This is a genomic window from Shinella sp. JR1-6, assembly GCF_004284735.1.
In the GTDB taxonomy this organism is placed as follows: Bacteria; Pseudomonadota; Alphaproteobacteria; order Rhizobiales; family Rhizobiaceae; genus Shinella.
Genome location: NZ_SHMI01000007.1, coordinates 259,900 through 272,639, shown reverse-complemented (window position 1 = coordinate 272,639; position 12,740 = coordinate 259,900). Strand labels below are relative to the sequence as shown.

General features: G+C 64.7%; 10 protein-coding genes. 4 read left to right on the top strand and 6 right to left on the bottom strand.

Translation table 11 applies throughout. The annotated features are described in order from the left end of the window. Window positions 1-19: 19 nt before the first annotated feature. Together EXZ48_RS15575 and EXZ48_RS15570 are read right to left on the bottom strand one after the other, a co-directional pair. Window positions 20-301 (bottom strand): hypothetical protein, encoded by a 282-nt coding sequence (locus EXZ48_RS15575; protein ID WP_245462104.1) that lies wholly within the window; start codon window positions 299-301, stop codon window positions 20-22. A 14-nt stretch (window positions 302-315) separates the two neighbouring features. Continuing rightward, complete coding sequence (locus EXZ48_RS15570) at window positions 316-1,848, bottom strand: acyl-CoA carboxylase subunit beta (protein ID WP_050744310.1); 1,533 nt, start codon at window positions 1,846-1,848, stop codon at window positions 316-318. A gap of 120 nt (window positions 1,849-1,968) precedes the next feature. On the opposite strand from EXZ48_RS15570, the gene EXZ48_RS15565 reads away from it, so the two are divergent. Then, window positions 1,969-3,378, top strand: a complete 1,410-nt coding sequence (locus EXZ48_RS15565) for a short-chain fatty acyl-CoA regulator family protein (protein WP_130516868.1) — start codon at window positions 1,969-1,971, stop codon at window positions 3,376-3,378. Window positions 3,379-3,387: 9 nt separating this feature from the next. On the opposite strand, the gene EXZ48_RS15560 is transcribed toward EXZ48_RS15565, so the two are convergent. The 4 genes from EXZ48_RS15560 to EXZ48_RS15540 all read right to left on the bottom strand — a co-directional run bounded on the left by EXZ48_RS15560 (window position 3,388) and on the right by EXZ48_RS15540 (window position 8,477). Then, the gene (locus EXZ48_RS15560; protein WP_023517393.1) at window positions 3,388-3,759 is read right to left on the bottom strand and encodes a response regulator; all 372 of its coding nucleotides are present in this window, start codon (window positions 3,757-3,759) and stop codon (window positions 3,388-3,390) included. Continuing rightward, window positions 3,756-6,503, bottom strand: coding sequence for a response regulator (locus tag EXZ48_RS15555; protein WP_130516866.1), 2,748 nt, complete (start codon window positions 6,501-6,503; stop codon window positions 3,756-3,758). Before EXZ48_RS15555 ends, EXZ48_RS15560 begins: the two co-directional genes overlap by 4 nt. After that, window positions 6,500-7,252 (bottom strand): DUF3365 domain-containing protein, encoded by a 753-nt coding sequence (locus EXZ48_RS15550; protein WP_023517395.1) that lies wholly within the window; start codon window positions 7,250-7,252, stop codon window positions 6,500-6,502. Before EXZ48_RS15550 ends, EXZ48_RS15555 begins: the two co-directional genes overlap by 4 nt. Before the next feature lie 301 nt (window positions 7,253-7,553). Beyond that, complete coding sequence (locus tag EXZ48_RS15540) at window positions 7,554-8,477, bottom strand: PP2C family protein-serine/threonine phosphatase (RefSeq protein WP_023515361.1); 924 nt, start codon at window positions 8,475-8,477, stop codon at window positions 7,554-7,556. A gap of 211 nt (window positions 8,478-8,688) precedes the next feature. On the opposite strand from EXZ48_RS15540, the gene EXZ48_RS15535 reads away from it, so the two are divergent. Genes EXZ48_RS15535 through EXZ48_RS15525 form a run of 3 tightly spaced genes read left to right on the top strand, consistent with a single transcriptional unit; the run spans window position 8,689 to window position 12,736 of the window. After that, complete coding sequence (locus EXZ48_RS15535; RefSeq protein WP_023515362.1) at window positions 8,689-9,207, top strand: hypothetical protein; 519 nt, start codon at window positions 8,689-8,691, stop codon at window positions 9,205-9,207. Then, on the top strand, window positions 9,204-10,382 hold the full coding sequence (locus EXZ48_RS15530; RefSeq protein WP_130516862.1) for a class I SAM-dependent methyltransferase: 1,179 nt from the start codon (window positions 9,204-9,206) through the stop codon (window positions 10,380-10,382). Before EXZ48_RS15535 ends, EXZ48_RS15530 begins: the two co-directional genes overlap by 4 nt. Further along, window positions 10,379-12,736 (top strand): SpoIIE family protein phosphatase, encoded by a 2,358-nt coding sequence (locus EXZ48_RS15525; protein ID WP_023515364.1) that lies wholly within the window; start codon window positions 10,379-10,381, stop codon window positions 12,734-12,736. The genes EXZ48_RS15530 and EXZ48_RS15525 overlap by 4 nt, the downstream gene beginning before the upstream one ends. The last annotated feature ends 4 nt before the right edge of the window (window positions 12,737-12,740 follow it).

Sequence of the window (12,740 nt, the reverse complement as noted above, 5' to 3'; positions counted from 1 at the left end):
GTCTTCCGGTCCCGGTCTCTTAATCTTTGTATTTCTTCTCATAGGGCATCAGCAGGATGGCCGAGGCCGTCGCGGCCCCGCCGAACAGCGCGGCAAAGGGCACAACCAGCAGAAGGACCGGCATGACCGGGTCCGCCGCGCGGGCGATGCGCGTGCCGATGCCGCCGATGTCGAGGAGAATGACGGCGGCGGCCGTTGCCGCGCCGATCAGGCCGCCGACGAGCGCATGCAGCATCATGAAACGCAGCATCTGCCAGTGATCCTTGCGCGCCTCCTCCGGCGTCAGTTCCGGCCGTTCCATCCTCCCTGTCCTCGTCAAAGCGGTATCGTGTCGTGCTTCTTCCAGCGCGTCTCCACCTGCTTGTTCTTCAGCGATGCGAAGGCCCGCGCGATGCGCCGGCGCGAGGAATGCGGCATGATCACCTCGTCGATGAAGCCGCGCTCGGCGGCGACGAAGGGATTGGCAAAGCGCTCCTCGTATTCCTTCGTGCGGGCGGCGATCTTTTCCGCATCGCCGAGTTCGGATCGATAGAGGATTTCAGTTGCGCCCTTGGCGCCCATGACGGCGATCTCGGCGGTCGGCCAGGCATAGTTGACGTCGGCGCCGATATGCTTGGAGGCCATGACGTCATAGGCCCCGCCATAGGCCTTGCGGGTGATCAGCGTCACCATCGGCACCGTCGCCTGACTGTAGGCGAAAAGCAGCTTGGCGCCGTGCTTGATGATGCCGTTATACTCCTGCGCGGTGCCGGGCAGAAAGCCGGGCACGTCGACGAGGGTCAGGAGCGGGATCGAGAAGGCATCGCAGAAGCGCACGAATTTCGCGGCCTTGCGGGCGGAATCGATGTCGAGGCAACCGGCCAGCACCATCGGCTGGTTGGCGACGACGCCGACCGTCTGGCCTTCCAGCCGGATGAAGCCGGTGATGATGTTGCGGGCGAAGGCCTCCTGCAATTCGAAGAAATCGCCCTCGTCGGCCAGAGCCAGGATCAGCTCCTTCATGTCGTAAGGCTTGGTCGAGCTTTCGGGCACGAGGCTGTCGAGGCGCATCTCGAGGCGTGCGGGATCGTCGTGGAACGGACGGACCGGCGGCTTCTCCCGGTTGTTGAGCGGCAGGAAATCGAAGAGCAGCCGGACATTCTCCAGCGTCTCGATGTCGTTCTCATAGGCCGCGTCGGCGACCGAGGATTTCTTCGTATGGGTGCCGGCGCCGCCGAGTTCCTCGGCGGTGACGATCTCGTTCGTCACGGTCTTCACCACGTCCGGGCCGGTCACGAACATGTAGGACGTGTCGCGCACCATGAAGATGAAATCGGTCATGGCCGGCGAATAGACGGCCCCGCCCGCGCAGGGGCCCATGATGACGGAAATCTGCGGGATGACGCCGGATGCCTCCGCATTGCGGCGGAAGACCTCGGCATAGCCGGCGAGCGAGGCGACGCCTTCCTGGATGCGCGCGCCGCCGCTGTCGTTGAGGCCGATGACCGGGGCGCCGTTGCGCACCGCCATATCCATGATCTTGCAGATCTTCTGGGCATGGGTTTCCGACAGCGAACCGCCGAGGACTGTGAAATCCTGGCTGAAGACATAGACCTGGCGGCCGTTGATCGTGCCCCAGCCGGTGACGACGCCGTCGCCCGCGAAGGTCTGCCCCGCCATGCCGAAATCGACGGCCCGGTGGGTGACGTACATGTCGTATTCCTCGAAGGAGCCCTCGTCGAGCAGCACCTCGATGCGCTCGCGCGCCGTCAGCTTGCCCTTGCCGTGTTGGGCGTCGATGCGCTTCTGGCCGCCGCCGAGCCTCGCCTCGCTGCGGCGTTGTTCGAGTTGTTCAAGGATGTCGCGCATGAAGGCTCCCACTGGTGTCGTATCGATACTCATACCGGTTTGCATGGATTTGCTGAACCCTTGATCGGGCGCAAATGTGGAATTATAAATCTGCAAACTGAAACTTGCGAAATTGCGAACATGGCACTCGGAAAACTGTTCATCGGCCTGAAGGTGCGCGAGCTGCGCGTGGCGAGCCAGCAGACGCAGAGCCAGTTCGCCAAGCGCATCGGCATTTCTACCAGCTACCTCAACCAGATCGAGAACAACCAGCGCTCCGTCTCGGCCGCCGTGCTGCTGCAGCTCGCCGACAAGTTCAACCTCGACATCAGCGAACTGTCACGCGGGGAGACGGACCGGCTGCTCTCGGCGCTCAGCGAGGCGCTCGCCGATCCGATCTTCGAGAGTTTCAGCCCTTCCCTCCAGGAACTCAAGCTGATTTCGCAGAACGCGCCGGCGCTGGCCCATGCGCTCGTGCTCGCCCACCAGGCCTATCGCCGCAAGAGCGAGCAGCTGGCAAGCCTCGACCACGACCGCGAGAACGCCCCCGGCCTCGGCGCCACACCCTATGAGGAGGTGCGCGACTTCTTCCATTTCGTCGACAACTACGTGCACACGCTCGACATTCTCGCCGAAACGCTGGCGGCTGGCCTTTACGGTGCGGGCTTCGACCGCAGGTCCGCCCTCGTGCGCCATCTTGAGGAGCAGTTCGGCGTCTCGGTCGTTTTCGCGGAGACCAATGACAGCCCGCTGCGCCACTATGACCGCGACCGGAAGACCCTGACCCTCAACCGGCTCTCGGCGAACCCGACGCAGGTCTTCCAGCTTGCCCACCAGATCTCCCAGCTCCATGCGGCGCGGGAGATCGAGGAGATCGTCCAGCGGGCGAATTTTCGCACGGACGAAGCAAGGGACATCTGTCGCATCGGGCTGCACAACTATTTCGCCGGCGCCCTCGTCATGCCCTACAGCGATTTCCTCGCCGCCGCCCAGGCGCTGCGCCACGATATCGAATTGTTGTCCGCCCGTTTCGAGGCCTCGCTGGAGCAGGTCTGCCACCGGCTCTCGACACTGCAGCGGCCGGGCAACAAGGGCGTGCCGATCTTCTTCGCGAGGATCGACCGTGCCGGCAACATCACCAAGCGGCACAGCGCGACGAAGCTGCAATTCGCCCGCTTCGGCGCGGCCTGTCCGCTGTGGAACGCCCACCGGGCCTTCGAGGTGCCGCAGGGCATCATCCGCCAGCTTGCCGAGACGCCCGACGGGGTGCGCTATCTCTGTCTTGCAACGCAGACCTTCAAGGGCACCGGCGGTTTTGCCGCCACGCGCACGGGCTATGTGCTCGCCTTCGGCTGCGAGGTCTCCTATGCTGACCAGTTTGTCTATGCGGACGACCTTGATATCGGCGAGCGCTCCCGCTTCGAGCCGATCGGCATTTCCTGCCGGCTGTGCGAACGTGGCAACTGTCCGAGCCGGGCGGTCCCGCCGATCCGCGGCCGCCTGCAGGTGGATCCCGATATCCGCGAGACCATCCCCTATCGCCTCGCCTGAGCAAAAGCCCTATCCGTGTCCGGACAGCAGCCGCTCCATCTTGCCGAGCAGGCGCGGCAGGTCCACCGGCTTGGTGTCGAAGTCGTCGCAGCCGGCTTCGCGCGCCCGCGCCTCATCGACGCTCATGGCATGCGCGGTGAGCGCAATGATGGGCAGGCCCGTACCGGCCGGGCCGCTGCGGATGCGGCGCGTCGCCTCGCAGCCGTCGATGCCGGGCAGGCCGATATCCATCAGCACGAGGTCCGGCGCATCCGTTCCTGCCCGCACCACGGCCTGTTCGCCATCCTCGGCGAGGATCACCTCGTAGCCTTTCCGCTCCAGCCGGCGGGAGAGCATGTCGCGGTTCATCTCGTTGTCTTCGACCAGCAGGATCTTGGTCATGGCGTCAATTCCCGATCGGTTTTTCGCGTGCGTGTGACGATGACCTCGCGCAGCGCCTGCGTGAGCTCGACATGCGCACCCTTGCCCTTGCCGATGATCTGCGTCGCCCGGGCGCTGAGCAGGTCCCGTTCGGCATTGCTGAGATGCTTGGCGGTGACGACGAGGACCGGCACCGTATCCCATTCCTCCCGCTCGCGCAGGGCGGCGAGGAATTCGAAGCCGTTCATTTCCGGCATCTGCAAATCGAGGAGGATGGCGACCGGCGGCGGGTTGGCGGCCAGCCACGCCATGCCCTGACGCCCGTTCTCCGTCAGCGCCACGCTGCGCCCGAGCCGTTCGACGGTGCGCTGCATGAGCAGACGCGTCGCCGGGTCGTCTTCCACCACCAGCACCGTGCCGCCCTGGCTGCCGCCGGTCAGACGCGCGATGAAATCGCTGAGCTCGCCGCGATCGACGGGCTTTGCCAGCATGGCGGCGGCGCCGAGCGTGAAGCCGAGTGCCTTCTCGTTGCTGATGGAGACGATGACGACGGGGATGGCGGCCAGTTCCGGATCGGATTTCAGCGCGACGAGCACAGACCAGCCATCCATCTGCGGCATCAGGATGTCGAGCGTGATGGCGGCGGGACGGTGCTTGCGCGCCATGTCCAGCGCCTGCTCGCCCGTGCCGGCGTAGAGCACCCGGTAGCCGTCGCGCTTGAGATGCGAGCCGATGATGTTCATCGACGCCTCGTCGTCGTCGACGACGAGCACGGCGGGCCGCTCTGCCTGCTCCGGCCTTGCCGCAAGGCCCGCCTCCTCGCCGAGGAGGCCTTCGCCGTCTTCCGCATCGTCCGCCATGTTCTCCTGAGGATCGGGCAGGATGAAGGTGAAGCGCGAGCCTTCGCCCGGCCGGCTTTCCACCGTGAGGTCGCCGCCGAGCATCTGGGCGAAGCTGCGGCTGATGGCAAGGCCGAGGCCGGTGCCGCCGAACTTGCGCGAGGTCGAGCTGTCGGCCTGGGAAAACGCCTGGAAGAGGCGGCCGAGCTGTTCCTCGTTCATGCCGATGCCGGTGTCGCGGACGGTCAGCGACAGGAGCCGGCCGGCACCCTTGCCCTGCTGCGCGACGGTGAGCGTGACGGTGCCCTTTTCGGTGAATTTGCAGGCGTTGCTGAGAAGGTTGAGCAGGGTCTGCTTGACCTTGGTGACGTCGGTCTCGATCGTGCCGATATCGGCCGGGCACTCCACGGCAAAGGTATTGTCGTTCTTGGCGGCCAGCGGCCGGATCAGCGCCGCGACGTCCTGCGTCAGGGCGCCGATATCGAAGCGCTCGCGATAGACCTCCATGCGTCCCGCCTCGATCTTCGACAGGTCGAGGATGCCGTTGATGAGGCCGAGCAGGTGGTTGCCGGCGCTTTCGATCTTCTTGAGGTCGGGCAGGAAATCGGTCTGGCCGGTATCCTCCGCGTCCTCCTGCAGGATCTGCGCATAGCCGATGATGGCATTCAGCGGCGTGCGCAGCTCGTGGCTCATGTTGGCGAGGAATTCGGACTTCACCTGCGTGGCGCGTTGTGCCTCGTCGCGGGCCAGCTCCAGCTCCTGCTGGCGCTGGCGCAGCTCGGTGATGTCGACATAGACGATGGTGAAGCCGCCCTCGTGGGTGCGGCGCTCGCTGATCTGCATCCAGCGCCCGTCCCGGAAGGGGGTGACGCGGGTGGCGCTGTGGTCGTGCGAGGCGAGCCGGGTGGCGAACCATTCGTCGAACGGTTTGTCGAGTTCGACGACGTGGCGCCCGCCCGCCTCGATGACATCGCGGAAGGTCGAGGTGCCGGCCACCATGGCGTCGTGCACGGGATGCATGTCGCGAAAGCGCTGGTTGACGATCAGCAGCCGCTCGTCGGGTCCATAAAGGGTGAAACCTTCCGCGATGCTCTCGATGGCATCGATGAGCGTCCGGCGTTGATGCTCGGCCTCCTGCGTCAGTCGCGCCCGCTCCGCCTGCCCTTCCTTCAGAAGCTGCAGGGCCGCGCTCACCTTGCCGAGTTCGTCGGCGGCCGCCGCAGGCACGGCGACATCCGCATCGCCCGCCGTCAGGCCGCGCACGGCCGCAACGATCTCGCCGAGCGGTTTGAGGATCGAGCCGAGGATGACGATGGTCAGCACCGCGCCGATGACGACGGCGGCGATCGAGAGCAGAGAGGCGACATTGGCTGCCCGCTCGAACTGCCGCAGGATGTTCGCCCGCGCTGCCGTGGCCTGGCGTGAAAGCAAGCCCTGGAGGGCCGTCAGATGCTCGTCCACGCTGATGCCGTAGCGCCGCGCCTCGGCGAAATGGGTGTTGCCGATGACGCGCTGGTCGTCGGTATAGGCATCGACGGCCTGGGTTGCGAGATCGTCGAAGCGGGCGACCTCCTGACGGATCGCCTCGGCCTCGGCCGGCCGATGTTCCGCCAGCCGGTCGAGCCGTTCGCCTAGGCGCGTGCGGGCCTCGCCGGCACGGGTTTCGGCCAGCGTCAGCAGGCTGACGGAAAGGTCGGCCTGCCAGTAGCGCAGGCTGTTGAAGGCGGCGCGCACGTCGTCCGACAGGACGATGATCTCGGCGATGCGATTGGCTTCCTCGCCCGATTCGAGGGCTTCGGAGAGTTCGCTGCGGGTGAAGAGGCTGCTGCCGATGGTCGCAAACAGCAGCACCGCCGCCAGGAGGACAAGCCGCACCCGGATCGACAGGCGCCGCAGCGAGAGGAACGACGCGGGCGAACGGCTCATTGCGGGATGAGCCCGATGCTGATCACCCCGCCGAGATCGCCCTCATGGGCGCCCTCCTTCGGATAGCCGGTCACGTCCAGTTCGCCTGCCGGATCGCCGTGACAGGTCAGACAGGAGGGCACGTAGTACTCTGGCACCATGACGCGCGCCCTCTCCTGCCCCTCCTCGGAAACCATGGCCGAATAGATCTGGCCCTTCGGCCAGTCGGCCTTTTCGAGATAGTCGCGGATCGCCGCGGCCTCGAAGGCGTCCGGCCGGGCCTTGCGGTTGCGGATCAGCACGGGGGGCGCGGTGAATTTCATGCTTGCCTCCTTGCCGGCACGCGCCTCGAAGGCCTCGTTAACGAGGCGCGTGAAGGTGGCGGGTATGAACCCCTTGAAGCCCTTGCCCTTGGCGTTGATCGTCTCCTGGTTGGTGTCCATCACCTCAACCACCGCGTCCATCTGCGCCCGGATGAGCCGTCCTTCATAGGAGGCGGGATCGATGGTGTTCGGATCCCGGCCGGTGGCCTGGCGGTAGTTGGCGATGGCCTTTTCCAGCACGGCCGCGCCCGAAAGACCCTTGTCGCCCAGCGCGGGGTCGTTGATGCGCTCCTGGTTGGTGGAAATGACCGCACGCGCCGATTGCAGCATGGTGGCAAGGCTTTGGGCGATGGCAAGGTCTGCCGGGCCGGCCTCGGCAGCGAAAGCACCGCCAGCAAGGGCCGACATCAACAGCGCGGCAAGGCCGCCTTTCACGAACGCACGCATCGCCGTCCTCCCCTGCGCCCGCCGAACCGGCGTTACGATGATGGAAAGATAGCGGAATTCCGCTGACCGGCAATCGGCAAATCATGGAGCGAAGCGCGGGCGTCGCCCTCTGCTATGGCCCCTCACCCTAACCCTCTCCCCGCAGGCGGGGAGAGGGGACCTGTCCTGTGCTGGGTTGTGAATCCCGGGAAACCGGATCTGCCCATTCCCGTCGCCCCGCTTGCGGGGAGAAGGTGCCGGCAGGCAGATGAGGGGCGATCTGCGACCTCGTCGCGAACACGATCGCGTGATGGCAAGCCGCCTAGAAGCGGATCTCCAGCAGGGAGAAATCGTCCGGCAGCGGCCCGGTGCCATTGAAGGATTTCACCCAGGCGAGGATGTCCTTCGGACCGCTGGCATGGGCCTCGGCGTGTTCGGCGAGCGCCTCGACGCTCAGCATCTCCTCGTCGGGCCCATCCACCTCAAATGTTCCATCGCTGATGACGAGCAGCCTGTCGCCCGGGAAGATTTGGGTGACGTCGCTGTCGTAGTCCATGTCGGGCAGCGCGCCGATCGCCACGCCACCAACGGTGATGAGCAGTTCGCGGGAGGGTGTGCCCGCGGGGCGGCCCGGCCCGCGCAGGAGGATCGATGGCGGGTGGCCGCCGGTCGCATAGCGCAGTTCGCCGGTGCTCGCCTTGTAGACGCCGTACCAGATGGTGAAGAACATATTGTTCTGTTTTTCCATCGGAAACGTGTTGTTGAGCGCCTTCAGCACCGTTGACGGATCACGAAAATCCGCGCCCGTCAGTGCGGAAGCGCGCAGCACGTTGATGACGGTGACGGAGAGCAGCGCCGCGCCGACGCCGTGGCCGCAGACATCCAGCAGGTAGATGGCGAAATGATCGTCGTCGATGCGGTGGTAGCCGAAGGAATCGCCGCCGAGCTCGGTGGAGGGCACCAGCAGCCAGTCGGTCGCGGGCGCTTCGGTGCGCTTGTCGGGCAGGATGGAGAAGACGTAGCGGCCGGCATCGTTCAGCTCCTCGTCGAGCCGCGCCTGCGTGCGCTCCAGGAGCAGGTTCTGCTCGGCCAGTTGGTCCTCGACGGCCTCGCCATGTTCGATCATGGCCTCGTAGAGCAGCTTCAGATCGTCGTATTCTGCCTCCAGTTGTGCGAAATCGAGGCGCAGCCGGGCGAGTTCCGCAGCGTCGCCATCCGTGAAAGGTACTGAAGAAGCGGCAGACAAGTTTGACGAATCCTTCATGATTGTATGGAAAGCTCCTCACACGTTCGGAGGGGGCGGCGCAACTACCGATATCATATCGCGCGTGCCGGTCTCCGCTGGCAGCCCCCGCGCATCGCCCGCACTTCGGACATTACATAGTCTAGGAATTTCCCGAAAGATAGGTAAGCGCGCGGCCGCCGCTCCCGCTTACGACATCATGAGGCTGGGGCGAATGGATCTTCGAGCAGTGCAGACGGGAGCGGACGATCATGTCCTGCTTCTGGAGTTTGACATGGACATGGGTGGCTTTGCGTCCAACTGGGCCTATTGCGACCGGCTGTCGACCTATTTCGCCCGCATGATCAGCCACAATCGAAGCGACTCGCTGCTCTATTCCAACCTGTTCTCTTCGGCCCTCAACGAGCTTCTGGAAACGGTCTATCGCCTGCACGCGCCGACCGGCAGCTTCGTCTGCGCGGTTTCCCGCAAGGGCGCCAGCGACCGCATCATCCTGACCATCCCTGCCGATGCGCAAACGGCCGGTTTCTATCGGCAGGCCGTCGATGTCCTGAACGAAGGCGACGTCGCCGCGCGGTATCACAGTGCCCTCTTCACAGAAGGCCCGCTGCAGCCGAATATCGGCCTCCTGGAGCTGGCCGTCGACTATGCCGCCCGCTTTTCCATCGAACCCGCCGACGGAGATGCCATCCGTCTCATTGCCGAACTCACGCTGGAGGCAACTGTCGCATGATCGCCGATTCGCTTGTCCAGACCTACAAGGTCTCCTTTGACGAAAACAATCAGGAGTTCGCGCTGTCCGGCTCGATGCGCCCCGAGCGCGCTGCCGAGATGGAGGCATGCGTCCGCCTCATCGAAAAATCGATCGCGTCGATCCGCGGCACCTTCTACGTCAACGTCAAGCGCCTCGTGCGCCTCAACAACGTGGCGTTCCACGCGCTGGCCGGCGCGCTGCTGAAGGCGGCCGAGGAGCGGCCGGAGCTCAAGATCTCCATCGTCACGTCGAGCGTCATCGGCTGGTCGACGAAGAAGTTCGGCGCGCTGACGGCCAAGAACCCGCGCATCCTCGTCGAGGAATATGACAGCGAATTCTACCCGGGCCAGGCCTTCCTGGAAGAGGGCGGCTTCGTGCCGGTGCTGCGCACGCAAACCAAGCTGACCTGGAAACACGAGCGCTCCATCCTGCCGCGTCACGGCCTTGCCCCGGGCATGACCATGGCGGACATCTGCTGCGGCATCGGCGATTTCGCCGTGCTGGTCGCCAAGGAGTTCTCCCCGTCGCGCATCGTGGCGCTCGACCATTCGAAGTCGAGCCTTGCCTATGCGCGCCAGGTCGCCAGCGAATTCGATATCGGCGGCATCGAATACATCTATGGCGATGCGGCCGAAATGCTGCTGGAGGACGGCCAGTTCGACTTCGTCTCCTGCCGCCATGCGCTGCAGATCTTCAACAAGCCCGAGATGATCGTCGAGGAGCTGGTGCGCATCTGCAAGCCCGGCGGGCGCGTCTATGTCACCAACGAGAAGATCTCCCAGTGCCTCGGCGAACCGCGCGGCCCGTCGATCCAGTGGACCTATGACCAGCTGTCGAAGCTCTTTGCCGATTTCGACATGGATCTCGAATTCGGCCCGAAGAGCTACCAGGCCCTGCAGCGCGCCGGCCTCGAGGACATCCGCATCGAAAGCTTCATGGTGACCAACCGGGACGGTGACGCGCAGGCCTTCGCCGACATGGTCATGGCCTGGGAGGAAATGTTCGCCGGCGGCATGTGCGAGAAGCGCGGTGACGACGCGGCCTTCGTGGAGAAGTTCCGCCGAGGTTTCGAGGATCATATCGCTGCTGCCCTTCACCCCGGCGGGTATGCCGGCTGGCCCGTCTGGGTCGCGTCGGGACGCAAGCCGCAATGAGCGATTTTGCCGAAACGCCGCCCTCGCGCTGGGGCTTCTCGCTGACCTCGTTCCGCGCGAAATTCGTGCTCGTCGTCGGCGGCGCCGTGCTGGTGGACCTCCTGGTCGCCGGCGGCATTGCGCTGTGGAACGTCAACCGCCTTTCCACCAACGCCATGGACGAGGTCGGTCGCGGTCTCGAAAAGGCGAATATCGAATACCTGCAAAACTATATCGCGACGACCGTCGAGCGCACGGACCTGCTGCTCGACCGCTACCATTCCGAGGTGAGCGGCCTTGCGGGATCGATGCAGACGTTCATCGACAATCCCGCGCTTTCCGACAAGCTCGGCCAGCAGCTGCAAACCGACGGCGTGACCACCCCGCTCGCCTATAACGAGACCGGCAACTGGTGGCAGAACCAGCCGGGCGAGGCTTCCGCCGTCACCGTCTGGGGCTATCTGCTCGACGAGAACAAGCAGCCGACGCCGGATGCGATGAAGACCGTGCGCGAAAGCGCCGCCTTCAACCTCGTCGGCCCGAGCTTCCTGTCCGCCGGCCCGCCGAAGCTGCAGATGTACTATATCGGCCCGCGCGCCAACCCGATCCTGCGGTCGACGCCCTACAACGACCAGGGCTCCGTCTTCGACAAGGTCTATCCCGGCCACAACGAGACGAACTGGTGGGATTTCTATTTCCCCGGCCTCTACGAGACCTGGGAAACCTGGCTGGCGAAACCGTCGGAGCGCCCGGTCGACAGTCCCATCACCATGCTGTCTCCCTATCTCGACGGCATTACCGGAAAGATCATCGTCAGCTTCTTCCAGCCGCTGACGACGCCCGACCGCAAGGACCTCAACGGCATCGTCGGCGTCGACCTGACGCTCGACCAGCTCGCCGACATCGTCAAGAGCGTGAAGATCGCCGAGACGGGCTTCGCCTTCCTCTCGATGTCGAACGGCAACGTGCTTGCCGTCACCGAGGACGGCGAGAAGACGCTGGGTGTCAAGATCAACAACGAGAGCGGCTTCGACCGGCGGCTTGCGCACAGCAGCCAGGCGGCCATTGCCGGGCTCGCCATGCCATCCAGCCCGGAGACCGTGCTTACCACGCTGACGCTGAAGGAAAACGGCGAGGACGTGCCCTATGTCGTGCTCCTCAAGCAGCTCAACGCGGAAAACCTCTATACCGGCAAGGTGCCCGTCACCCGCGAGGTCATGTCGCTCGGCTTCATGGTGCCCGAGCGGGAGATCTATGCCTCGCTGATCGCGGCCAAGGACGGCATTTCGGCCGAGACGCGCCAGGTCGTGACCTGGCAGGTCGGGACCGTCATCCTGTCGCTGCTCGTCGTTCTCAGCGCCGTCTTCGCGATTTCCGGCCGCATTACCGCCGGTCTGCGGGCGCTGGCGGATGCCGCCCAGCGCCTCCAGAACAAGGACTATTCCGTGCGTGTCGCCATTCCCGCGCGCGACGAGGTGGCCGCCGTGGGCGTCGCCTTCAACCGCATGGCGGAGGAGATCAGCTACCACACGGAAAACCTTGAAAACCTCGTTGCCGAACGCACCAAGGCGCTCGAAACGGCCAATGGCGAGATCAACGCGCTGAACGCCAAGCTGAAGAGCGAGAACCTGCGCCTCGGCGCCGAGCTCGATGTCGCCCGGCACATCCAGATGATGGTGCTGCCGAAACGCGACGAACTCGACGAGATCAAGGGTATCGACGTCTCCGGCTACATGGAGCCGGCCGACGAGGTGGGCGGCGACTATTTCGACGTGCTGCACGATCAGGGCCGCATGAAGGTCGGCATCGGCGACGTGACGGGCCACGGTCTCGAAAGCGGCGTGCTCATGCTGATGGTACAGTCGGTTGCGCGCGCCCTTCAGGAGCAGGGCGACGAGGATCCGCGCGAATTCCTTGAAGTGCTGAACCGCGCCGTCTTCAAGAACATCCAGCGCACCAAGACCGACAAGCACCTCTCGCTTGCCTTCCTCGACTACGAGGATCGCAAGATCACGCTGTCCGGCCAGCACGAGGAGGTGCTGGTCCTGCGCGACAACGATGAGGTCGAGCGTATCGACACGGTCGATCTTGGTTTCCCGATCGGCCTGGAAAGCGACATCGGACCCTTCGTCGACACGCATGAATTCCCGTTCGATTCCGGCGACGTCATCGTGTTGCACACGGACGGCGTGACTGAGGCGGAAAGCCCGGCGGGCGAACTCTTCGGCTTCGATCGGCTGTGCGAGAGCGCCAAGCGCCATCGCCGCAAGGACGCCGACGCGATCAAGGACGGCATCATTGCCGACCTCATGGCACATATCGGCACCCAGAAGATCCACGACGACATCACGCTCGTCGTCATGAAACACAGGTAACGTC